Origin of the sequence: Enterobacter sp. Res13-Sevr-PEC09-46 (assembly GCF_015672585.1) — a bacterium.
GTDB classification, from domain to species: Bacteria; Pseudomonadota; Gammaproteobacteria; order Enterobacterales; family Enterobacteriaceae; genus Enterobacter; species Enterobacter hormaechei_C.
The window spans coordinates 200,622-224,130 of sequence record NZ_JADABR010000033.1 but is presented as its reverse complement, the minus strand read 5'-3'; the positions used below and the strand labels follow the sequence as shown (position 1 = coordinate 224,130).

Sequence of the window (23,509 nt, the reverse complement as noted above, 5' to 3'; positions counted from 1 at the left end):
AAGCGAGAATCTGATGAAAGTAACAATCGATACGGGCGTCGCGCCTTACAGCGACGCATGGGCCGGGTTTCGCGGTGAAGAATGGAAAAACGCCATTAACGTGCGCGATTTTATTCAGCATAACTACACCCCTTATGAAGGCGATGAAGCTTTCCTCGCGCAGGCGACGCCAGCAACGACGGCGCTGTGGCAGAAGGTGATGGTCGGCATTCGTCAGGAGAATGCTACTCACGCTCCGGTGGATTTTGACACCAACATCGCCACTACTATTACCGCGCACGGGCCGGGCTATATTGATCAGGAGCTGGAGACGATCGTTGGCCTGCAAACCGACAAGCCGCTCAAGCGCGCCCTGCATCCGTACGGCGGGATCAACATGATCCGCAGCTCGTTCGAAGCCTACGGTCGCGAGATGGATCCGCAGTTTGAATATCTCTTCACAGATCTGCGCAAAACCCACAACCAGGGCGTGTTTGACGTTTACTCCCCGGAGATGATGCGCTGCCGCAAATCGGGGGTGCTGACCGGTCTGCCGGACGGCTACGGGCGCGGACGCATCATCGGCGACTACCGTCGCGTGGCGCTGTACGGCATCAGCTATCTGGTGCGCGAGCGTGAACTTCAGTTCGCCGATCTCCAGGGGAAACTGGAGCGCGGAGAAGAACTGGAGGCCACGATCCGCCTGCGCGAGGAGCTGGCGGAGCATAAACGTGCGTTGCTCCAGATCCAGCAGATGGCGGCGAACTATGGGTTTGATATTTCACGTCCGGCGATGAATGCGCAGGAAGCGGTGCAGTGGGTCTACTTTGCCTACCTTGCCGCAGTGAAATCCCAGAACGGCGGGGCGATGTCGCTGGGGCGCACGGCCTCGTTCCTCGATATCTACATTGAACGCGACATGCAGGCAGGAAGGCTGAATGAGGTGCAGGCCCAGGAGCTGATCGACCACTTCATCATGAAGATCCGCATGGTACGTTTCCTGCGCACGCCGGAGTTCGACACGCTCTTCTCCGGCGATCCGATCTGGGCCACGGAAGTGATTGGCGGCATGGGGCTGGATGGCCGTACGCTGGTGACCAAAAACAGCTTCCGCTACCTGCATACCCTTCACACCATGGGGCCTGCGCCGGAGCCAAACCTGACGATCCTCTGGTCCGAACAACTGCCGATCGCGTTCAAGAAATACGCCGCGCAGGTGTCGATCGTCACCTCCTCGCTGCAATACGAGAACGACGATCTGATGCGCGCCGACTTCAACAGCGACGACTACGCCATTGCTTGCTGCGTCAGCCCGATGGTGATCGGCAAGCAGATGCAGTTCTTCGGCGCACGCGCCAACCTGGCGAAAACGCTGCTGTACGCAATCAACGGCGGGGTGGATGAGAAGCTGAAGATCCAGGTGGGGCCGAAAACCGAGCCGCTGCTGGATGAGGTACTGGATTACGACACCGTAATGGCGAGCCTCGATCACTTCATGGACTGGCTGGCGGTACAGTACATCAGCGCGCTGAATCTCATTCACTACATGCATGATAAATACAGCTACGAAGCCTCGCTGATGGCGCTGCACGACCGGGACGTCTACCGCACCATGGCCTGCGGCATTGCCGGGCTGTCGGTGGCGGCGGATTCCCTGTCGGCCATCAAATACGCCACGGTAAAACCGGTGCGCGACCACACCGGTCTGGCGGTCGATTTCGTCATCGAAGGCGACTATCCGCAGTACGGCAACAACGACGATCGCGTGGACAGTATCGCCTGCGATCTGGTTGAGCGCTTTATGAAGAAAATCCAGGCGCTGCCGACGTACCGCAACGCGGTACCGACGCAGTCGATCCTGACCATCACCTCCAACGTGGTTTACGGGCAGAAGACCGGCAACACGCCGGACGGACGTCGCGGCGGCACGCCGTTTGCGCCTGGCGCCAACCCGATGCACGGGCGCGACAGAAAAGGGGCGGTGGCGTCGTTAACCTCGGTCGCCAAGCTGCCGTTCACCTACGCCAAAGACGGGATCTCCTACACCTTCTCCATCGTGCCGCAGGCACTGGGCAAGGACGAGCCGGTGCGCAAAACCAACCTTGTCGGGCTGCTGGACGGATACTTCCACCACGAAGCGACCATTGAGGGCGGGCAACACCTGAACGTCAACGTGATGAACCGGGAGATGCTGCTGGATGCCATTGCCCATCCGGAGAACTATCCGAACCTGACGATCCGCGTTTCAGGCTATGCGGTGCGGTTTAACGCCCTGACGCGCGAGCAGCAGCAGGACGTGATTTCGAGGACGTTTACGCAGGCGATGTAATACAGGCTTCATCTTCAGCCTCCTCAAATGGGGAGGCTTTTAATTTTGTGAACGCCGTCAATTTTAGAAAACTTACTCTCCTTTCTGCTATCCCGAAGTAATATTATTCTCTCGCTTTAGAAAATCCCTATAAAAGTTGTGACTTTTTTCTCCCGCGCTCCGGATATGATCTTCCCATATCAATAACTCACACCTGCACCCTCTGACTCGCAATCGCTGGCGATCGGAACCTTATAAAAACAACCAGTTACCCTACAAAATAAGCGAGTGCCCAATGAATATGGCAACAAACAGCAGTGTGATTGTGAGTGATTCCCCTGCGGCAAGGCGGGCGGGAATGAGCGAAAGCGAATGGCGAGAGGCGATCAAATTCGACAGCACCGATACGGGCTGGGTCATCATGAGTATCGGGATGGCTATCGGCGCGGGCATCGTTTTTCTTCCTGTGCAGGTCGGGTTAATGGGGCTGTGGGTGTTTTTACTCTCGTCGATAATTGGTTATCCGGCTATGTACCTGTTCCAGCGCCTGTTTATTAATACGCTGGCGGAATCACCGGAATGCAAAGATTACCCGAGCGTCATTAGCGGTTATTTAGGTAAAAACTGGGGCATCTTATTGGGTGCGCTTTATTTCGTGATGCTGGTGATCTGGATGTTTGTCTATTCCACGGCTATCACCAACGACAGCGCATCCTACCTACACACCTTCGGCGTAACCGACGGTTTGCTGTCGGAAAATCCGTTCTACGGCTTATTCCTGATCTGCATTCTGGTCGCCATTTCGTCGCGCGGTGAAAAACTGCTGTTTAAAGTCTCCAGCCTGATGGTGCTGACCAAATTATTTGTGGTGGCGGCGCTGGGGCTTTCGATGATTGGCCTCTGGCATTTAGCCAACGTCGGTATGCTGCCGCCGATGGGCCTGCTGATTAAAAACGCCATTATTACGCTGCCTTTCACCTTAACCTCCATTCTGTTTATTCAGACATTAAGCCCGATGGTGATTTCCTATCGTTCACGGGAAAAATCCGTTGAGGTGGCGCGTCATAAAGCGCTGCGGGCAATGAATATCGCTTTTGGCGTGCTGTTTGTGACGGTCTTTTTCTACGCGGTCTCCTTTACGCTGGCGATGGGGCACGACGAGGCGGTAAAAGCCTACGAGCAGAATATTTCCGCCCTGGCAATCGCAGCACAGTTCATCAGCGGTGACGGTGCGGGCTGGGTCAAAATCGTCAGCGTGATCCTCAACATTTTTGCCGTGATGACCGCGTTCTTTGGCGTCTATCTCGGCTTTCGTGAGGCGACGCAGGGCATCGTGATGAACATCCTGCGCCGCAAAATGCCGGCGGAGAAAATCAATGAAAGCACCGTCCAGCGCGGGATTATGCTGTTCGCTATCCTGCTGGCCTGGAGCGCGATTGTGTTAAACGCGCCGGTGCTGAGCTTCACCTCCATCTGTAGCCCTATTTTCGGGATGGTGGGCTGCTTAATTCCGGCGTGGCTGGTCTACAAAGCGCCCGCACTTCATAAATATAAAGGCGTATCGCTGGTGATTATTGTGATTACCGGGCTGCTGCTTTGTGTTTCTCCTTTCCTCGCCTTCTCATGAGGTTAAATAAGGTCGTAACGATGTCTGAGCAAATTAATCCTTTATGGAACCATTTTATTCGCGCTGTGCAGGAAGAGGTAAAGCCTGCGCTGGGCTGTACCGAACCCGTCTCGCTGGCGCTGGCGTGCGCGATGGCTGCCGGACAGCTTGACGGTGAGGTGACGCGTATCGAGGCGTGGGTATCGCCGAACCTGATGAAAAACGGGCTTGGCGTAACGGTGCCCGGCACCGGTATGGTCGGTTTACCCATCGCGGCCGCGCTGGGGGCGACAGGCGGTAATGCACACGCCGGGCTGGAGGTGTTGAAAGACGCGTCGGCCGAGGCGCTAACGCGCGCCAAAGCACTGCTGAACGCGGGTCTGGTGCAGGTGAAATTGCAGGAGCCGTGCGAGGAGATCCTCTATTCACGCGCCTGCGTTTACGCCGGTGAATCCTCGGCGATGGTGACCATCGCTGGCGGGCACACTCGCGTGGTGGAGGTAGTTTGTCAGGGCGAAACGCGCTTCAGGCTTGACGATCGTCAGAGCCAGAACAACGACGATCCGCTGGCGGTACTCTCGACCACCACGCTGTCGCAGATCCTTGAGTTTGTAGAGCAGGTGCCGTTCGACGCGATCCGCTTTATCCTCGATGCGGGGCGGCTGAACGATGCGCTCTCCCGCGAAGGTTTGCGTGGCAACTGGGGGCTGCATATTGGCGCGACGCTCAATAAACAGCGCGCACGCGGCTGGATGGCGCAGGATCTGGGTTCAGACATTATTATCCGCACCAGCGCAGCCTCGGATGCCCGCATGGGAGGCGCGACGCTGCCGGCGATGAGCAACTCGGGTTCCGGGAATCAGGGCATCACCGCCACCATGCCGGTAGTGGTGGTGGCTGAGCACGTTCAGGCCGATGACGAACGGCTGGCGCGGGCGCTGATGCTCTCGCATCTGTCGGCTATCTATATCCATTACCAGCTTCCGCGCTTGTCCGCGTTGTGCGCGGCGACAACGGCCGGAATGGGGGCAGCGGCGGGGATGGCGTGGCTGATGGGCGGATCTTACCAGACCATTGCCATGGCGATCGGCAGTATGATCGGCGACGTGAGCGGGATGATCTGCGATGGGGCCTCTAACAGCTGCGCAATGAAGGTCTCGACCAGCGTCACCAGCGCCTGGAAAGCCGTGATGATGGCGCTGGATGATACTGCCGTGACGGGTAACGAGGGGATTGTGGCGCACGACGTGGAACAGTCTATCTCTAACCTGTGCGCCCTGGCGTGCCGCTCAATGCAGGCGACGGACCGGCAGATCATTGAAATTATGGCGAGTAAGGTGTTGTGATTTAATCCAACCCGTTACCCCTCACCCTAACCCTCTCCCATAGGGAGAGGGAACCGATCGAGCGAGGGGGCGTGTTGATCTTAAACCGGCAAATCAATCAGCAGCGCGCGCAGCGGCGTATCGGCAACCAGGGTGATATTCGCTTCGTCACGAATAAACGCCCCGTCACCGCAGGTGAGCGCTTCTTTCTCTTCCGTATGCGTGACCGCATGCACCGTTCCGTGAATGGACTGCAAATAGGCACGCGGGCCATGAAGCTGGAAGCTCGCCTGTTCACCTTTTTTCAGTTCGATATGGTGCAACCACACCTGCTGGCGCAACTGCAAGCTGCCTTTGCTGCCGTCTGGCGAGGCAATCAGCTGCTGTTTACCGCCCTTCAGATCGATTTTTTGCACCAGCGGATTTTCCCGCTCCGGACAGGCATCCAGCCACAGCTGCATGCGGGTCAGCGTTTTATCTTTGCTGAGGTTATGCTCGCTGTAGCTAATACCTGGCTGCGTGGAAATTAACAGCGCCTCGCCAGCCTTCGCCTGGACATGATTGCCCTCGCTATCGCGGTATTCTGCCTCGCCTTCCAGGATCAGGTTCAGGATATCGACTTTAGGGTACGTGCGCGGCTGGAAGGACGCGCCCGGGGCGAGCACTTCCTGATTCAATACGCGCAGTGAAGCGTAACCGAGGAGTTTAGGGTCAAAGTAGTGTCCAAAGGAAAAGGTGTAGCGGGCCTGCAACCAACCGAAATCGGCTTGTCCGCACTGTTTCGCTGTTCTTGTCGTAATCATAAACTTGACCTCTCTTTACACTAAATCAATGGTAAAGGTATGGACGCTGCATTGTTAGCCAGATATTCTGCCTGGTATGTTCAAATTTCCTGAATGAGAACGAGATGGCTAAAGAGAGAGCATTGACGCTTGAGGCGCTTCGCGTCATGGACGCGATTGACAGGCGCGGCAGTTTTGCCGCGGCGGCAGATGAACTGGGGCGCGTTCCGTCTGCCCTGAGCTACACCATGCAAAAGCTGGAAGAGGAGCTGGACGTGGTGCTCTTCGATCGTTCCGGTCATCGAACAAAATTCACTAACGTTGGCCGAATGCTGCTGGAGCGCGGTCGTGTGCTGCTGGAAGCGGCGGATAAGCTGACGACCGATGCCGAAGCGCTGGCGCGCGGCTGGGAAACCCATCTGACGTTAGTGACCGAAGCGCTGGTGCCCACCGAGGCGCTGTTCCCGCTGGTGGACAGACTGGCCGCGAAAGCCAATACCCAGCTGTCGATCATCACCGAGGTGCTGGCCGGGGCGTGGGAGCGTCTTGAGACGGGCAGGGCGGATATCGTCATTGCGCCGGACATGCATTTCCGCTCATCGTCAGAAATCAATTCGCGCAAACTGTACAGCGTGATGAACGTCTACGTCGCCGCCCCGGATCACCCGATCCATCAGGAGCCGGAGCCGCTCTCTGAGGTCACGCGCGTGAAATACCGCGGCGTGGCGGTCGCGGATACCGCCCGAGAGCGCCCGGTGTTAACGGTACAGTTGCTGGATAAACAGCCGCGACTGACGGTAACGTCGCTGGAAGACAAACGGCAGGCGCTCCTGGCGGGGCTGGGCGTGGCGACGATGCCGTACCCGTTTGTCGAAAAGGACATTGCAGAAGGGCGGCTGCGCGTCGTCAGCCCGGAATACACCAGCGAAGTGGATATCATTATGGCGTGGCGTCGTGACAGCATGGGCGAAGCCAAATCATGGTGTTTGCGTGAAATTCCCAAGCTCTTTGCCCACCACAACAAATAAGCGTAGGCCCGGTAAGCGTAAGCGCCACCGGGCAGAATTTACGCGCTTGCCTTAGGATCCGGACCAAAGCGGTTTTCGCCCGGCGTTCCGCTCTGACAGTTGAAAATCAAAATCACGATCCAGCCGATAAGCGGGATCAACAGCAACAGCAGCCACCACGCCGAACGATCGGTGTCGTGAAGACGACGAAACAGTACGGCCCATGAAGGCAGCAGAACTAACACACCATAAATGGTGGTGAGAATGCCTTCACCCCCCTCGCGTTCCCAGCCGAGGATCTTGTCCACAATGCCCAGCACCATAATCAGGACGAAGTTCACCAGAACGAACATCCAGTACTCTTTGCGGCGGGCGCGGCCACCAAATCCAACGTAGTTGCGCAGTACCTTTAAATACCAGTCCATTTTTCCTTGCCTCTTAATCAGTCAATCACTTGTTTTCTAAGCGATCGAGGTAAGGATAGATGTATGCTGTGAATTAAAAAAGGGAATCAATTGATTCCCTAAATAATTATCCGAAACGCACGTCGCGCCCGTGCGGTTCATCCAGGTCCTGCCACGGGCCAATGGAGATAATGCCCGTTGGGTTGATGGTCTTATGACTGCGGAAATAGTGGGTGCGAATATGGTCAAAGTTGACCGTCTCCGCAATCCCCGGCATCTGATAGATGTCGCGCAGGAAACCGTGCAGGTTCAGGTAATCACTGATGCGATGCTTGTCGCACTTGAAGTGAGTGACATACACCGGATCAAAGCGGATCAGCGTCGTCCACAGGCGGATGTCTGCTTCGGTGAGGCGATCGCCCGTTAAATAACGATGCTGGCCGAGGATCTGCTCCAGGCGCTCCAGGGATCCAAACACGTTGCCGACCGCTTCGTCGTACGCTTCCTGACTGGTGGCAAAGCCCGCTTTGTAGACGCCGTTGTTAACGTTGTCGTAGATCCAGCCGTTCAGCTCGTCAATTTTCTCGCGCAGCTCAACCGGGTAGTAATCCCCGGCGCGGGCACCGTGCGCGTCAAACGCGGTATTGAACATGCGAATGATTTCAGCGGATTCATTGCTGACAATCGTCTGGTTTTTCTTGTCCCACAGCACAGGCACCGTTACGCGTCCGGTGTAGTGCGGATCGGCGCGCAGATAGAGCTGATACAGGAAATCGTGATGATAAAGCTCATCACCCGTCGCGGCCGGGAAGCCACTGTCGAACGTCCAGCCGTTTTCCAGCATCAGCGGGTTGACCACCGAAACCGGAATTAACGATTCGAGACCTTTAAGTTTGCGCACAATCAGCGTGCGGTGCGCCCACGGACAGGCGAGAGAAACATACAGATGATAACGATCTTTTTCCGCCGCAAAGCCCCCTTCGCCACTCGGGCCGGGTGCGCCGTCGGCGGTCAGCCAGTTACGGAAGGCCGAAACAGAGCGCTTAAAGCGTCCACCGGTGGATTTGGTGTCATACCAGACATCCTGCCAGACGCCGTCTACGAGTTGTCCCATTTTTTACTCCTCCGTCAGATAGCAAAAGCGAGGAGATGTCTCCTCGCTTTGAATGTAATCAGTATAGCCTGCTTACCACTTCTTATTCAGAAGACGGTCGATGCTGTAGGCGCCCGGACCCGTGATAGCCAGCAGCAGGAAGCCGCCCGCGATGGTCAGATTTTTCATGAACATCAGGGAGTTCACGCCTTCCGCAAAGTTGCTGTGGAAGATGAACGCGGTCAGCAGGGTAAAGCCTGCGGTGAACAGCGCCGTAGTGCGGGTCAGGAAACCGAACAGCACTGCCAGGCCGCCGCCGAACTCAAGCAGAATGGTCAGTGGTAGCAGGAACCCCGGCACGCCCATCGCTTCCATATACTGCTGAGTGCCCGCATAGCCGGTAATTTTGCCCCAGCCTGCGGTGATGAACAGAACAGGCATCAGAATACGCGCTACCAGTACACCAACATCTTCTAATTTTTTCATTTTACTCTCCAGGAAACCACATCAGCGGCTAAACGTTATTTGCTTGCAAATTCGGGTAGATACCGCGTCTTTGCTGTCGATGGAGAGGAGTGTAAACGGGGCGGATGGCAAATGTTAGCAAGGAAAACTGTTAATCTTCTTCAAAGATATTGAGTAAGGGAGGGGGTTTTGCCGGGTGGCAGCTACGCCTTACCCGGCCTACATGCAATCGTAGGCCGGGTAAGCGCAGCGTCACCCGGCAAGAAGGCTAGCGCAACTGCTGTTGTCGCAGCGTGGTTTTCACCAGACGCCAGGCGCTCCAGGCGCCAAAGCCGCGGCGTGCCCAGCGGATCAGCATGTTAGGATGCCGAACCGACCAGATCGCCATCACGCTGCTGCCGACCAGCGCCCATGAGCGCAGGCTCAGGACCGTGTTCCAGCCGCGGTCAAACCGATGCGTGGCTTCAACCCAGTCTCGACGGCTGGCAGACAAATCCAGCCGCTGCTGCTGGATTTGGCTCAACAGATACGCTTTCCGCTTTTGACGTTCGGCTTTGTCGCTCACGACTTATCATCCTCCAGCAGGGCGCGGTCGTTGGCCAGCTCCTGGCGCGTATGGCGCAGGAAGGTCGACGTGCGCGCTTTATGCAGGGTCCAGATACCGCCTATCAGCGCCGCCACCAGCAGAACCACGGTAGTCGCAATCATCGCGTTCAGACGATACTGTGGGTCGATAGCCCAGATGATTAACACCATCAGGCTCATCAGACCAAACGCGGCAAAGAGCATCGTAAGCCCAAGCATGAGCAGCATCTGGAAGAGGTTGGCTTTCTCCTCTTCCAGCTCCACTACCGCAAGCCGGACGCGCGTTTCGGCAATCCCGACCAGCGTCGTAAGAATACGCTGGCCGATGCCGAGGACGTTTTTAGCAGGCCCTTGTGCGTGACGTGGATCTTCCATAATCAACGACGCGTCAGCAGGACACCCAGCACCACACCCACTGCGGCGCCAATACCTACACCCGTCCATGGATTATCACGTACATATTCGTCTGCGCGCGCTGCCGCTTCGCGGGTCTGTTTCGCCAGCGCATCACCGGTTTCACCCAGACGGTAACGGCTCTCTTTCAGTGCCTGCTCCGCTTTGCTGCGCAGTTTACTTACTTCTTCTTTCGATTTATCCGCAGAAGAGTTCAGCACCTCTTCCAGGGTGTCCGCCAGGGATTTCAGTTCAGCGCGCAGATTTTCTGAAGTTGTATCTTTTGACATGATTCTCTCCTGTTGAGATTTCCGTTAACTCAATAATCGCGAGCTTCCAGCGCTTTCAGTTCGTCCTGCGCCTCTTGCAACTTCCTCTCGCGCTTGGCAATTTTTTCCGCATCACCTTTCTCTTTCGCTTCCTGTAGGTCTTGACGGCGCTCGGCTATCTCGTCCTTCTGTTCAGCGATTTTTTCCTGATGATCGGCACGCAGCTTGCTGTCCGTACAGTTGTCTTTCACTTCGCTCAACGCTTTTTTCAGCCCGTCGATCCGGTGCTGATTGTTATGCTTTTCGGCATAACTGATTTCGCGTTGGATATCCTGTTCTTTCTCCTGACAAAGAGACATAGCGAAGGAAGCTGTGCTTAAAGAAAAAAGGGCCAGAGCCAGAGTGATGCGGTATTTCATTATAGAAACCTTCCATTGTGTTACGGCGTAAGCCGTGTTCCAGAACTATGCGGAGAACATCTGAGGGGTGCTCCGCGTACTTAAGCATAGTAAGTAAACGGGAGTTTCACCAAAGTAGGTGAAAATATTCGGAATCTTAGTCGTTAACCAAATCGATGCGACGTGTCGCGTAACCGTGACATCCAGGAGGCTACGTGGCTGTCATCATCCTGTTGCGCAATGATGTAACCCTGCGGCAGCGTGCGGTCCAGCACGGCTTTCGCCGCGGCGCTTTGCGCACTGGAGTCAAATTTTATCAGCAGCACATCGTCTTGCGGCGTGATGCTCTTAAAGCGGATCCCGTTTGCGTCCAGATGATGCCAGATGGAAAAACCATCCGGCACGCTGGTTCCCTGGCTCACAGGACGGATAGCCAGCGTCGACTCCTGATGCTGTAGCGCAGACCACAGCAGGATAAGAGCGCTGAACATCATCAGCGCGACGATAGCGTAAGAGAAGCGGCGCAGCGCGAGCGGGGAGATAACCATCGTTAACCCCTGGCTCCGTATTTCTTCTTCCACAGTACGACCAGGGACCCGACCAGGCCAAACACCAGCAGAACGACGGGCAGCAGCATCAGGCAAGACATCAGCTGGTCTTCATATTTCATAAAGACCGGCGTTTTGCCCAGCGCGTAGCCGAACGTGGTCAGGATCAGAACCCACAGCAAGCCGCTCATCCAGTTAAAGAACTGGAAGCGCGTGCTGCTCAGGCCGGACAGGCCCGCAATGGTGGGCAGCAGGGTGCGTACGAATGCGATAAAGCGGCCGATCAGTAAGGCGGAAAGCCCATGCTTATGGAAAAGGTGGTGCGCTCGCTGGTGGTAATGGGCCGGAAGGTGCGAAAGCCAGTTCTGAACGATTCGCGTGTTACCCAGCCATCGCCCCTGAATGTAACTCACCCAGCAGCCCAGGCTGGCGGCAATGGTCAAAAGCAGGACCGTTTGCGGGAAAGCCATCGCCCCTTTTGCACAGAGCACCCCGACCAGCACCAGCAGGCTGTCGCCGGGTAAAAAGGCAGCAGGCAGCAGACCGTTCTCAAGGAACAGGATCATAAATAACACAAAGTAGAGCATGCCAATCATGGACGGGTTGGCCAGCGTTTCGAAATCCTGAGCCCAGAGGGCGTTCAGTAGTTGGGTCAAAAGTTCCATTCAGTGTTCCTGGAAATCGGTTAACGTCACGCCTGTCATTCGGGAAAACAGCACGGCGACATTGTTATGATTTCATTATGGTCGCTCGCGGACACATTGATGTGTGGCCAACACTGTTCCCTGTTAATTGGCTGGTTAGCAAGCACTAACTTACAAAATAACGAAGTGAATCCAATTGTAACAAAGCCCGACGTTCTGCGTCACAGAATTTGAGGGGAAACACGATTTTGGCGTAAGCCACGGAGGGGAGCGAGAAATTTTACAAAGGCTGACACTATAGAGGTTTTCTTACCCTGTCTGGCCGGAAGGCGCGGCGGTGCGCCTGCCAGCAGTTCGGGGAGTTATTTTGCGAGATTGGTCGCGGTATCGAGGTGAACGACCGGATTATCGGCAAAAAGATAGCGGTCAGCGTTAAATTCAAAGTCATCACTTGTTTCATTAAACAGCATCTGTTTGGTGTTCTCCAGGTGCTGCCACATTGCCAGTTTCGCCGCATGCGGATCTTTACGAATCAGAGCCTTAAGAATCTGGTCGTGGTCGTCACACCAGTTGTCTACCGTGCGGGAATCAATGTGATCGTGTAATTTCTTCCAGTACGGGTTGTGAACGCGCTGAGTCCACATTTTTTCAACGATTGCCGCCAGCGCCGTATTCTGAGTCGCAAGGGCGACCTGGACGTGGAATTGCAGGTCCCATTCGGAATCGCGGAAACATTTTTCTTTACGCGCATGATCCTGGATTTCCATCAGCTTCATGATGTCCTGCTTGGTCACCTGCGTCGCAGCAAATTCCGCAATGTTGCTTTCAATCAGCTGGCGAGCCTGGAGAAGCTCAAACGGACCGTAGCTAGCAAACTCCAGACTTTCGTCCGGGGTGGGGGAGTGTTTCGCCTGGCTGGAAATCACATGAATGCCGGAACCTTTGCGTACCTCAACATACCCTTCCACTTCCAGCATGATGATGGCTTCGCGGACCACCGTGCGGCTGACGCTTTTTTCATCCGCAATGAAACGCTCTGCGGGAAGTTTATCACCGACAAGATAGACCCCTTGCTCGATGCGATCTTTCAGCTCGGCGGCAAGTTGTTGATATAAACGACGTGATTCGGTGATTTCCATATGCGCTCCAGGCAGGGTACGGCGAATGATTTGTTATACCACTTTTGCGTGCCACTCTCCAGATTTCACCATGAAAAAAGCCGCCCGTAGGCGGCTTTTGAGAAGATTTTGCCGGGTGCGCTTCGCTTGCGCGGGCCTATGGGTTTTGTAGGCCGGGTAAGGCGTAGCCGCCACCCGGCACAACAACGCTAACTCTGCGTCGCCGGTCCCCCAAGGGACTCTTTCGCTAGTTCATCGGCGGATTTGCTCTTCAGCACCGTCCAGATAACCACCGCACCCATCAGGTCGAAGATAGCCAGTACCGCGAACAGCGGGCTGAAACCAATGGTATCTGCCAGCGCGCCGACCACCAGCGCAAACAGGGTACTTGCGGTCCAGGCGGCCATCCCGGTCAGGCCGTTGGCGGTAGCGACTTCGTTACGACCAAACACGTCGGACGAGAGCGTAATCAGCGCACCGGACAGAGACTGGTGAGCAAAGCCCCCGATACACAGCAGGGCGATAGCCACGTAAGGGCTGGTGAACAGGCCGATCATGCCCGGGCCGATCATCAGCAGGGCGCCCATGGTGACCACCATCTTACGGGACACAATCAGGTTCACGCCAAACCAGCGCTGGAACAGCGGTGGCAGGTAGCCGCCGACGATACAGCCCAGGTCTGCAAACAGCATTGGCATCCAGGCGAACATCGCGATCTCTTTCAGGTTAAAGCCGTAAACTTTAAACATGAACAGCGGGATCCAGGCGTTAAATGTCCCCCAGGCCGGTTCTGCCAGGAAGCGTGGCAGAGCGATACCCCAGAACTGACGGGTGCCCAGGATCTGCCAGACGGACATCTTTTTGCCGTTGTCGGTCTGATGCTGAGATTCCTGACCATTGATAATGTAGTCACGTTCTTCGTCAGACAGCTTTTTCTGATCGCGTGGGTGTTTATAGAAGATCAGCCACGCCATGGCCCAGGCAAAGCTCAGCACACCGGAGATGATGAACGCCATCTGCCAGCTGTGCATCACAATCGCCCACACCACCAGTGGCGGAGCAATCATCGCCCCGATGGAGGAGCCCACGTTGAAGTAACCGACAGCGATAGAACGCTCTTTTGCCGGGAACCATTCAGAGCTGGCTTTCAGACCTGCGGGGATCATCGCTGCTTCGGCAGCACCTACCGCACCACGCGCCAGCGCCAGTCCGCCCCAGCTGCCGGCCAGCGCGGTCGCCCCACAGAAGACGGCCCAGGCTACAGCGAAGAAGGCATAACCAATTTTTGTACCCAGAATATCAAGAACATAACCTGCAACAGGCTGCATTACGGTGTAAGCGGCAGAGTAAGCCGCAATGATGTAAGAGTATTGCTGCGTGGAGATATGTAACTCTTCCATCAACGTTGGCGCCGCTGCTGCCACGGTGTTACGTGTCAGGTAGCCCAGCACGGTGCCGAGCGTCACCAGTGCGATCATGTACCAACGTAACCCTTTAATTTTACGCATGTAAAACCTCATCGTTATGTTATTTCCGTGTCGGGACACGGCAACAACTCAACCGTTGCCGGGAGTTGTTCTGTAACGGGAGGGGCGTAACCGGGAACCTGTCCCGGAACGGCCCGAACCTTGCCATAAGTAATCGTGCTAAGTCGGCTTCCGTACCGTTAAATCCGATGTCTCAAACACCGGTAATGCATTCCGTCGGCTTATAGTTTGCGACGGCGAAAAGATAACTTGTCATACAACTTTAAAAGGTGAGTGACATCACAAAAGTGTGAATCTTTGTAGGGACATTATGCGGCGCGCGCAAAGCCAGAACTGGCGCGGTCTGCGAGAGGGTTTACCCCTTTGAGGGTAATTTATTTGTCGACGTTTATTGATCTAACTCACGAAAAAAACGTCGGACTCTGGAAATTGGTGTGATAACTTTGCAGCATCTGAACATAAGCTTTCTGACGCTCCCGTAATGAGGAAGACGATAATGACACCGTTTATGACCGACGATTTTCTGCTAGATACCGAATTTGCTCGCCGCCTGTACCACGACTACGCAAAAGACCAGCCGATTTTCGACTACCACTGCCATTTACCGCCGCAGCAGGTTGCCGAAAATTACCGTTTCAAAAACCTGTATGATATCTGGCTGAAGGGTGACCACTATAAATGGCGTGCAATGCGCACCAACGGCGTGGCCGAGCGCCTGTGTACCGGCGACGCGACCGATCGCGAGAAGTTTGACGCCTGGGCCGCTACCGTTCCTCACACCATCGGTAACCCGTTATACCACTGGACGCACCTCGAACTGCGTCGTCCGTTTGGTATCACCGGCAAGCTGCTCTCTCCCGCCACGGCGGATGAAATCTGGGATCAGTGCAACGAACTGCTGGCGCAGGATAGCTTCTCGGCGCGCGGCATCATGCAGCAGATGAACGTGAAGATGGTGGGCACCACCGACGATCCGGTCGACTCTCTGGAACATCACGCGGTTGTCGCGAAGGACAGCACGTTTGACATCAAAGTGCTGCCAAGCTGGCGCCCGGATAAAGCCTTCAACATCGAGCTGCCGACCTTTAACGACTACATGGCGAAGCTGGCGGAAGTTTCGGATACCGACATTCGTCGCTTTGGCGATCTGCAAACCGCGCTGACCAAACGTCTGGATCACTTTGCCGCACACGGCTGTAAAGTGTCTGACCACGCGCTGGACGTAGTGCTGTTCGCGGAATCCAGTGAAGCTGAGCTGGACAGTATTCTGGCGCGTCGTCTCTCCGGCGAAGCCCTGAGCGAGCACGAAGTGGCGCAGTTTAAAACCGCGGTGCTGGTGTTCCTCGGTGCGGAATATGCCCGCCGCGGCTGGGTTCAGCAGTATCACATCGGCGCGCTGCGTAATAACAACCAGCGTCAGTTCAAACTGCTGGGCGCGGACGTAGGCTTTGACTCCATCAACGACCGTCCGATGGCGGAAGAGCTGTCAAAACTGCTGAGCAAACAGAACGAGCAAAACCTGCTGCCAAAAACCATTCTGTACTGCCTGAACCCGCGCGATAACGAAGTGCTGGGCACTATGATCGGCAACTTCCAGGGCGAAGGGATGCCGGGCAAGATGCAGTTCGGTTCCGGCTGGTGGTTTAACGATCAGAAAGACGGCATGGAGCGTCAGATGACGCAGCTGGCGCAGCTCGGCCTGCTGAGCCGCTTCGTTGGCATGCTGACCGATAGCCGCAGTTTCCTCTCCTATACCCGCCATGAATATTTCCGCCGCATTCTGTGCCAGATGATTGGCCGCTGGGTGCACGCGGGCGAAGCGCCAGCGGATATCCAGCTGCTGGGCGAAATGGTGAGAAACATCTGCTTTAACAATGCGCGTGACTACTTCGCCATTGAACTGAACTAAGGCCGTTTGAGGTTGATATGCAATACATCAAAATCCATTCGCTGGATAACGTTGCCGTCGCGCTGGCCGATTTAGCCGAAGGGACGGAAGTGACCTTCGACAACCAGTCGGTGACGTTACGCCAGGCCATTGGACGTGGACATAAGTTTGCCCTGATCCCCATCGCGAAAGGGGAGAACGTGGTGAAGTACGGTTTGCCCATCGGTCATGCGCTGGCGGATATTGCGCCGGGTGAATACATTCATTCCCACAATACCCGCACCAATCTCAGCGATCTGGACGAGTACAGCTATCAACCTGACTTCCAGGCAGAAGAAGGACAGGCGGCCGATCGTGAGGTGCAGATCTACCGCCGCGCCAGCGGGGAGGTGGGGATCCGCAATGAACTGTGGATCCTCCCGACCGTCGGCTGCGTGAACGGGATCGCGCGTCAAATTCAGACGCGTTTCCTGAAAGAGACCAACAATGCTGAAGGCACCGACGGCGTGCATCTGTTCAGCCATACCTACGGTTGTTCCCAGCTGGGCGACGACCACATCAATACCCGCACCATGCTGCAAAATATGGTGCGCCACCCGAACGCGGGGGCGGTGCTGGTGATTGGCCTCGGCTGTGAAAACAATCAGGTCGACGCCTTCCGCGACACGCTGGGCGAGTTCGATCCTGAGCGCGTGCACTTTATGGTGTGTCAGCACCAGGACGACGAAGTGGAAGCGGGCGTTGAACAGCTGCACCAGCTGTATGAGGTGATGCGTCACGACAAGCGCGAGCCGGGCAAGCTGAGTGAACTGAAGTTTGGCCTGGAGTGCGGCGGATCTGACGGGCTTTCCGGCATTACCGCTAACCCGATGCTGGGCCGCTTCTCAGATTACGTGATTGCCAACGGCGGCACCACGGTGCTGACCGAAGTGCCGGAGATGTTCGGCGCAGAGCGCATTCTGATGAGCCACTGCCGCGACGAAGAGACCTTTGAGAAGACCGTCACCATGGTCAACGATTTCAAACAGTACTTCATCGCCCATAACCAGCCGATTTATGAGAACCCGTCGCCGGGTAACAAGGCGGGTGGGATCACCACGCTGGAAGAGAAATCCCTGGGCTGCACCCAGAAAGCGGGCGCCAGCCAGGTAGTGGACGTGCTGCGTTACGGTGAACGGCTGAAAACGCACGGTCTGAACCTGCTGAGCGCACCGGGCAACGATGCGGTCGCCACCAGTGCGCTGGCGGGAGCGGGCTGTCACATGGTGCTGTTCAGTACCGGGCGCGGCACGCCGTACGGCGGATTTGTGCCAACGGTGAAAATCGCCACTAACAGCGAGCTGGCGGCGAAGAAAAAACACTGGATCGACTTTGATGCCGGCCAGCTGATTCACGGCAAAGCGATGCCGCAGCTGCTGAGCGAATTCGTGGACACGATTGTGGAATTTGCCAGCGGCAGGCAGACCTGCAACGAGAAGAACGACTTCCGCGAGCTGGCGATCTTTAAGAGTGGTGTGACGCTATAAGTGCTTTGTCGGGTGGCGCTAGCGCTTACCCGACCTACTAAACCCTGTAGGCCCGGTAAGGCGTAGCCGCCACCGGGCTTTTCTTTTTAACTGCGCAGGGCGTTCTTCGCTAAACGCGCGTCTTCCGCCTGACAGGCCGCTGCGGTAAACAGCACGTCGGTAGAGGAATTCAGCGCGGTTTCGCAGGAATCCTGCAATACGCCGATAATGAAGCCGACCGCGACAACCTGCATGGCAATCTCGTTCGGAATACCGAACATGTTACAGGCCAGCGGGATCAGCAGCAGCGAGCCGCCCGCCACGCCGGATGCGCCACAGGCACACAGTGATGCAACGACGCTCAGCAGCAGCGCGGTTGGCAGATCCACCGGAATGCCCAGCGTATGCACCGCCGCCAGCGTCAGCACGGTGATGGTGATCGCCGCACCTGCCATGTTCACGGTTGCACCCAGAGGAATCGACACCGAATAGGTATCGCGATCCAGATTCAGCTTCTCCGCCAGCGCCATGTTGACCGGAATGTTTGCCGCCGAGCTGCGGGTGAAGAAGGCATACACGCCGCTTTCACGCAGGCAGGTCAGCACCAGCGGATACGGGTTGCGGCGGATCTGCCAGAACACCAGCAGCGGGTTGATCACCAGCGCCACCAGCAGCATACAGCCGACCAGGACGACCAGCAGCTGCGCGTAGCCCCACAGTGCATCGAAACCGGTGGTGGCCAGCGTCGAAGAAACCAGACCAAAGATCCCGACTGGCGCAAAGCGAATCACCAGCTTCACCATAAAGGTGACAGCGTTGGACATATCGTTCACCAGGTTTTTCGTGGTCTCGTTACCATGACGCAGCGCGAAGCCCAGACCGATCGCCCAGACCAGGATGCCGATGTAGTTCGCGTTCATCAGCGCGGTGACGGGGTTAGAGACCATGCTCATCAGCAGACCGCGAAGCACTTCCACAATCCCGGACGGCGGGGTGATATCACCGGCCGCGCTGGTCAGGTGCAGCGTGGACGGGAACAGGAAGCTAAACACCACGGCCGTTAAGGCAGCAGAGAAGGTTCCCAGCAGATACAGGAACAGAATAGGGCGAATGTTGGTTTTTTGTCCGTGCTGGTGGTTGGCAATCGACGCCATCACCAGCATCAGCACCAGTACCGGGGCGACGGCCTTCAGTGCGCCAACGAAAAGGGTGCCGAGCAGCCCCGTCGCTTCCGCGGCAGGTTTTGACACCATCGCCAGCAGAATACCCAGTACCAACCCGACCAGAATTTGTTTTACAAGACTGCCCTGCGCCAGGCGCGCGAACAGACCGCGTGATTGTGTGCTCATACGTTATTCCTGAGTGAAATTGCGTTCCATCCTGGATGTGCTCTAAGTCACATTTGTGTCCGGATGTAAGTATTTGTTTGCCTGGTTGAGTATCAGGGAAAGCAGCGAAAGGCGGAAGCGTAAAATGCTGGATTTTACGTGTTGTGTCATGTTTTTTAACTATTGCTTAACGAAAGTGCCGGGTGGCGCTACGCTTACCCGGCCTACATTGCATTTCCCCCTCTCCCTGTGGGAGAGGGTTGGGGTGAGGGCATCAGCCCGCACCGAACGTTGCACTAAGCCTGCTGCTTCTTATCGTGCTGGCGGTTAACCCAGGTATTGATAATCAGCGTCACCAGCAGAATGCCAAACACCACGCCGAGCGAAATGGCGATAGGAATATGGTAGAAATCGACGATCAGCATCTTGATACCGATAAACACCAGAATCACCGACAGACCGTACTTCAGCATTGAGAAGCGCTCTGCCGCACCCGCCAGCAGGAAATACATCGCACGCAGGCCGAGGATGGCGAACAGGTTTGAGGTCAGCACGATGAACGGGTCGGTAGTGACCGCGAAGATAGCCGGGATACTGTCCACCGCGAAAATCACGTCGCTCAGTTCGACCAGAATCAGCACCAGCAGCAGCGGGGTGGCGAACAGCAGGCCGTTCTTACGCACGAAGAAATGCTCGCTCTCGATCTTGTCCGTCATGCGCAGATGACCCCGGATCCACTTCACCAGCGGCTTATCACCGATCCCGGTATCGTCTTCTTTCGCCAGCGCCATTTTTACCCCGGTGAACAGCAGGAACGCGCCAAACACATACAGCAGCCATTCGAACTGGGTAATCAGCCAGCTACCGGCGAAGATCATGATGGTACGCAGGACAATAGCGCCCAGCACGCCGTACACCAGCACGCGGCGTTGCAGAGCCGCAGGCACGGCGAAGTAGCTGAACAGCATCAGCCAGACGAAGACGTTATCAACCGCCAGCGCTTTTTCAATCAGATAGCCGGTGAGGAAGGCGAGTGCCTGAGGATCGGCCACCGCGCGGCCTTCGGTTGAGGCCAGATACCACCAGAAGGCGGCGCAGAAGAGGAGTGAGAGGGTAACCCATACCAGCGACCAGACGGCGGCTTGCTTGACGCTCATGCCGTGCTCGCCGCGACGACCCTGCAAAAAGAGGTCGATTGCCAGCATGATGAGCACGACAACCGCGAATCCGCCCCACAGCATTGGAGTGCCGACAGAATGCATACTATTTTCCTTACACATAAAAAACAAAAACGGCCATGGTCAGAAGACGATAGCCGTTAGCTTTTTATGCATAGACCTCGCCTTCCGGCAAGGTCTCACTTACAACCACGAAGGTTGCCCGGCGACCGGATGCGGTTTTGCACGCATCGTAATGACGATCCACCGGCGAAGAAGTTACTCCCCTTTGCAGGTAACAAATTATGTCAGACCATCGGTTTCGTCAATGGTCTGCACGATTTCATTACACAGTTTTACGCGACGGCTTCCACATTCACGCCGTCTGCGGGGAAGATCACGCCAGTCTGTCGGCGGATCTCCGTTTGCAGCTTCGCCGTGGTGCGGCTGATCGCCAGCCCCGGGTGGTTCACTTCGTTGTCTTCTACCAGACGGGCGAAGACCTCTGCCTCATAGAGCATAGTGTTAATATGCTGAGGCTGCGTCAGCTCCTGCGCTTTGCCGCCGCGGGGAACGATGCTTAGCTTCTGGCATTCGGAGATTTTTTCGATCACCAGCGAGCCGTCTTCGCCCTGAATTTCGCTTGGCAGTACGGAGTCACTGACCTTCGAGTGCTGCAACGTCACGCTAAAATCACCGTAGTCCAGCACCACAACGCCGTGTGCATCCACGCCGCTTTCCAGCAGGCTGGCGGTGGCGGTTACGCCGTGCGGTTCACCCCACAGGGCGACCGCAGAGGCCAGGCAGTAAAAACCGATATCCATAATCGAGCCATTCGAGAAGGCCGGGTTAAAGGTGTTCGGGTTTTCGCCGTCCAGGTAGCGCTGGTAGCGCGAGGAATACTGGCAGTAGTTGATAAAGGCTTTACGCACTTTGCCAATTTTCGGCAGCGATTGCTGCAACAGCAGGAAGTTCGGCAGACTGGCGGTTTTGAACGCTTCAAACAGTACCACCTGGTTTTCGCGGGCAAGCGCAATGGCGGCTTCCACTTCCTCAATATTCGAGGCGAGCGGCTTCTCGCAGATCACATGCTTTTTGTGGCTGAGGAACAGCTTCGTTTGCGGGAAGTGCAGAGAATTCGGGCTGGCGATATAGACCGCGTCAATGGCGTCGCTTTGCGCCATCTCATCGAGCGAGGTGAACAGATGTTCAACCAGGTAGTCATTCGCAAAACTCTGCGCCTGCTCAAGGCTGCGGGAATAGACTGCGGTGAGCTTATATTTGCCGGTTTCGTGGGCGGCGTCGACGAACTGGCGCGTGATCCAGTTCGTACCGATGACTGCGAAACGTATCATAAACGTTTACGTACTCCGTAGCAGGGAACCTAAAGCCACTGTAGCACGTCATCATGACATTTCGCGTGCGCTACTGCGCATTACTCTTTAACGATAAATGCGTCAGCCACAAACGGGTATCAAACTCCAGCTGGTGGTACTGCGGCTCCATATGGCAGCACAGTGAGTAGAACGCTTTGTCGTGCTCTTTCTCTTTCAGGTGCGCCAGCTCGTGCACCACGATCATCCGCAGAAAGGCTTCCGGCGCATTGCGAAAGACGGTCGCGACGCGGATCTCCGCTTTGGCCTTCAGCTTGCCGCCCTGTACGCGGGAGATGGCGGTATGCAGGCCGAGCGCGTTTTTCAGCACGTGGATCTTATTGTCGTACATCACCTTGTTGATCGGCGGGGCGCTCTTAAGATACTGGTTTTTCAGATCCTGCGTATACTGCCAGAGGGCTTTGTCAGTCGCGAAATCATGCGTGCCCGGGTAGCGTTTTTCCAGCACCGCGCCGAGCTTTCCCGCGGCAATCAGGTCACGAACCTGGGAAAGTAAATGCTCCGGATAGCCCTGGAGATAAGTCAGCTGGTTCATCAAAACCCCAAAATAGTGTGAAAACGGGTATACTCACGCACCCTTTTCAGGGATACGCCAAATTTTACCATTCAGGAGGGCCGATGAGCCACTTAGACAACGGTTTCCGTTCACTCAACCTTAAACGTTTCCCGGAAACGGACGACGTTAACCCGCTTCAGGCGTGGGAAGCGGCGGATGAATATCTGCTGCAACAGTTGGATGGGACTGAAATCAGCGGCCCGGTTCTGATCCTGAATGACGCGTTTGGCGCGCTGGCCTGCGCGCTGGCGGAACATGCGCCTTACAGTATCGGCGATTCTTACTTAAGCGAGCTGGCGACGCGTGAAAACCTGCGTCACAACGATATCGAAGAATCCAGCGTGAAGTTCCTCGACAGCACCGCGGACTACCCGCAGGCGCCGGGCGTGGTGCTGATTAAAGTGCCCAAAACCATGGCGCTGCTGGAGCAGCAGCTTCGCGCGCTGCGTAAGGTCGTGACGCCGGATACGCGTATTATCGCGGGTGCCAAAGCGCGCGATATTCACACCTCGACGCTGGAATTGTTCGAGAAAGTGCTCGGCCCGACCACCACGACGCTTGCCTGGAAAAAAGCGCGCCTGATCAACTGTACCTTCAGCGCACCGGCGCTGGCCGACGCGCCGGAGACGCTGAGCTGGAAGCTGGAAGGCACCGACTGGACCATCCACAACCACGCGAACGTTTTCTCCCGTACCGGTCTGGATATCGGCGCACGCTTCTTTATGGAACATCTGCCGGAAAACCTGGAAGGGGAAATCGTTGATCTCGGCTGCGGTAATGGCGTGATTGGCCTGACGCTGCTGGCGAAGAACCCGGAGGCCAGCGTGGTGTTCAGCGACGAATCGCCAATGGCGGTGGCCTCCAGCCGTCTGAACGTGGAAACCAACCTGCCGGAGGCACTGGATCGCTGCGAGTTTATGATCAATAACGCGCTGTCGGGCGTAGAGCCTTTCCGCTTCAACGCGGTATTCTGTAACCCGCCATTCCACCAGAAGCACGCCCTGACGGATAACGTCGCGTGGGAGATGTTCCACCACGCGCGCCGCTGCCTGAAAATCAACGGCGAGCTGTATATCGTGGCGAACCGCCACCTGGACTACTTCCACAAGCTGAAGAAGATTTTCGGCAACTGCGTCACCATTGCCACTAATAACAAATTCGTGGTGCTGAAATCGGTGAAGCTGGGGCGTCGTCGGTAAGATCGCTTTGCCTGGCGGCGCTTCGCTTGCACAGGCCTACGTAGTGTGCGGTCTGATGCCCGGTGGCGCTT

The 23,509-nt window shown here is 56.2% G+C and carries 23 protein-coding genes; 7 read left to right on the top strand and 16 right to left on the bottom strand.

Annotated features, from left to right (window positions below; translation table 11 throughout):
* Nucleotides 1-13 precede the first annotated feature (13 nt).
* The 3 genes from pflB (at nt 14) to IMQ56_RS21040 (ending at nt 5,239) form a co-directional block, all read left to right on the top strand.
* Nucleotides 14-2,308 carry a formate C-acetyltransferase gene (pflB, locus tag IMQ56_RS21050; protein WP_045911537.1) on the top strand — a complete coding sequence of 765 codons (2,295 nt, stop codon included), beginning with the start codon at nt 14-16 and terminating at the stop codon, nt 2,306-2,308.
* A gap of 274 nt (nt 2,309-2,582) precedes the next feature.
* On the top strand, nt 2,583-3,914 hold the full coding sequence (locus IMQ56_RS21045; protein ID WP_196063905.1) for an amino acid permease: 1,332 nt from the start codon (nt 2,583-2,585) through the stop codon (nt 3,912-3,914).
* Between the two features lie 20 nt (nt 3,915-3,934).
* Complete coding sequence (locus IMQ56_RS21040; RefSeq protein ID WP_108393947.1) at nt 3,935-5,239, top strand: serine dehydratase subunit alpha family protein; 1,305 nt, start codon at nt 3,935-3,937, stop codon at nt 5,237-5,239.
* An 80-nt stretch (nt 5,240-5,319) separates the two neighbouring features.
* Here the strand turns inward: IMQ56_RS21040 and IMQ56_RS21035 are convergent, their stop codons facing one another.
* The gene (locus IMQ56_RS21035; protein WP_017382430.1) at nt 5,320-6,021 is read right to left on the bottom strand and encodes a pirin family protein; all 702 of its coding nucleotides are present in this window, start codon (nt 6,019-6,021) and stop codon (nt 5,320-5,322) included.
* A gap of 104 nt (nt 6,022-6,125) precedes the next feature.
* Here IMQ56_RS21035 and yhaJ point away from each other — a divergent pair, with 104 nt between their 5' ends.
* Entirely contained in the window at nt 6,126-7,028 is a 903-nt protein-coding gene (gene yhaJ, locus IMQ56_RS21030; RefSeq protein ID WP_003862655.1) for a DNA-binding transcriptional regulator YhaJ, read from the top strand.
* 38 nt (nt 7,029-7,066) lie between these two features.
* Here yhaJ and IMQ56_RS21025 read toward each other — a convergent pair whose 3' ends face one another.
* The 11 genes from IMQ56_RS21025 to IMQ56_RS20975 form a co-directional block, all read right to left on the bottom strand.
* Entirely contained in the window at nt 7,067-7,432 is a 366-nt protein-coding gene (locus IMQ56_RS21025) for a DUF805 domain-containing protein (protein ID WP_015571946.1), read from the bottom strand.
* A gap of 106 nt (nt 7,433-7,538) precedes the next feature.
* Nucleotides 7,539-8,525 carry a glutathione S-transferase family protein gene (locus IMQ56_RS21020; protein WP_039269693.1) on the bottom strand — a complete coding sequence of 329 codons (987 nt, stop codon included), beginning with the start codon at nt 8,523-8,525 and terminating at the stop codon, nt 7,539-7,541.
* A 72-nt stretch (nt 8,526-8,597) separates the two neighbouring features.
* Nucleotides 8,598-8,990 carry a DoxX family protein gene (locus IMQ56_RS21015; RefSeq protein ID WP_006812075.1) on the bottom strand — a complete coding sequence of 131 codons (393 nt, stop codon included), beginning with the start codon at nt 8,988-8,990 and terminating at the stop codon, nt 8,598-8,600.
* Between the two features lie 247 nt (nt 8,991-9,237).
* Nucleotides 9,238-9,534 carry a YqjK-like family protein gene (locus tag IMQ56_RS21010; protein ID WP_003862649.1) on the bottom strand — a complete coding sequence of 99 codons (297 nt, stop codon included), beginning with the start codon at nt 9,532-9,534 and terminating at the stop codon, nt 9,238-9,240.
* On the bottom strand, nt 9,531-9,929 hold the full coding sequence (locus IMQ56_RS21005) for a phage holin family protein (RefSeq protein ID WP_003862647.1): 399 nt from the start codon (nt 9,927-9,929) through the stop codon (nt 9,531-9,533). The genes IMQ56_RS21010 and IMQ56_RS21005 overlap by 4 nt, the downstream gene beginning before the upstream one ends.
* A 2-nt stretch (nt 9,930-9,931) precedes the next feature.
* Nucleotides 9,932-10,237 (bottom strand): YqjD family protein, encoded by a 306-nt coding sequence (locus IMQ56_RS21000; RefSeq protein ID WP_003862645.1) that lies wholly within the window; start codon nt 10,235-10,237, stop codon nt 9,932-9,934.
* Nucleotides 10,238-10,266: 29 nt separating this feature from the next.
* A complete protein-coding gene (locus IMQ56_RS20995) occupies nt 10,267-10,635 on the bottom strand; it encodes a DUF1090 domain-containing protein (RefSeq protein WP_017382428.1) in 369 nt (122 codons plus the stop codon).
* Between the two features lie 143 nt (nt 10,636-10,778).
* Entirely contained in the window at nt 10,779-11,162 is a 384-nt protein-coding gene (gene mzrA / locus IMQ56_RS20990) for an EnvZ/OmpR regulon moderator MzrA (RefSeq protein ID WP_003862640.1), read from the bottom strand.
* Nucleotides 11,163-11,164: 2 nt separating this feature from the next.
* Nucleotides 11,165-11,827: a DedA family general envelope maintenance protein YqjA gene (yqjA, locus tag IMQ56_RS20985; protein ID WP_108393945.1), complete on the bottom strand. Its 663-nt coding sequence runs from the start codon at nt 11,825-11,827 to the stop codon at nt 11,165-11,167.
* A gap of 341 nt (nt 11,828-12,168) precedes the next feature.
* Nucleotides 12,169-12,945 carry a transcriptional regulator ExuR gene (gene exuR, locus IMQ56_RS20980; protein WP_003862635.1) on the bottom strand — a complete coding sequence of 259 codons (777 nt, stop codon included), beginning with the start codon at nt 12,943-12,945 and terminating at the stop codon, nt 12,169-12,171.
* A gap of 188 nt (nt 12,946-13,133) precedes the next feature.
* Nucleotides 13,134-14,432, bottom strand: coding sequence for an MFS transporter (locus IMQ56_RS20975; protein ID WP_015571942.1), 1,299 nt, complete (start codon nt 14,430-14,432; stop codon nt 13,134-13,136).
* A 475-nt stretch (nt 14,433-14,907) separates the two neighbouring features.
* Between IMQ56_RS20975 and uxaC the strand changes: the two genes are divergently transcribed.
* Together uxaC and IMQ56_RS20965 are read left to right on the top strand one after the other, a co-directional pair.
* Complete coding sequence (uxaC, locus tag IMQ56_RS20970; RefSeq protein ID WP_017382427.1) at nt 14,908-16,320, top strand: glucuronate isomerase; 1,413 nt, start codon at nt 14,908-14,910, stop codon at nt 16,318-16,320.
* A 17-nt stretch (nt 16,321-16,337) separates the two neighbouring features.
* Nucleotides 16,338-17,825, top strand: coding sequence for an altronate dehydratase family protein (locus tag IMQ56_RS20965; RefSeq protein WP_015571940.1), 1,488 nt, complete (start codon nt 16,338-16,340; stop codon nt 17,823-17,825).
* An 86-nt stretch (nt 17,826-17,911) separates the two neighbouring features.
* Here the strand turns inward: IMQ56_RS20965 and sstT are convergent, their stop codons facing one another.
* The 4 genes from sstT to IMQ56_RS20945 all read right to left on the bottom strand — a co-directional run bounded on the left by sstT (nt 17,912) and on the right by IMQ56_RS20945 (nt 22,218).
* Nucleotides 17,912-19,153: a serine/threonine transporter SstT gene (gene sstT, locus IMQ56_RS20960; protein WP_017382425.1), complete on the bottom strand. Its 1,242-nt coding sequence runs from the start codon at nt 19,151-19,153 to the stop codon at nt 17,912-17,914.
* 275 nt (nt 19,154-19,428) lie between these two features.
* Complete coding sequence (locus IMQ56_RS20955) at nt 19,429-20,394, bottom strand: TerC family protein (RefSeq protein WP_017382424.1); 966 nt, start codon at nt 20,392-20,394, stop codon at nt 19,429-19,431.
* A gap of 251 nt (nt 20,395-20,645) precedes the next feature.
* Nucleotides 20,646-21,644, bottom strand: a complete 999-nt coding sequence (locus tag IMQ56_RS20950; RefSeq protein ID WP_003862623.1) for a Gfo/Idh/MocA family oxidoreductase — start codon at nt 21,642-21,644, stop codon at nt 20,646-20,648.
* 70 nt (nt 21,645-21,714) lie between these two features.
* Entirely contained in the window at nt 21,715-22,218 is a 504-nt protein-coding gene (locus tag IMQ56_RS20945; RefSeq protein ID WP_003862622.1) for a M48 family metallopeptidase, read from the bottom strand.
* A gap of 83 nt (nt 22,219-22,301) precedes the next feature.
* Between IMQ56_RS20945 and rlmG the strand changes: the two genes are divergently transcribed.
* Complete coding sequence (gene rlmG, locus IMQ56_RS20940) at nt 22,302-23,438, top strand: 23S rRNA (guanine(1835)-N(2))-methyltransferase RlmG (RefSeq protein WP_015571936.1); 1,137 nt, start codon at nt 22,302-22,304, stop codon at nt 23,436-23,438.
* Nucleotides 23,439-23,509 lie beyond the last annotated feature (71 nt).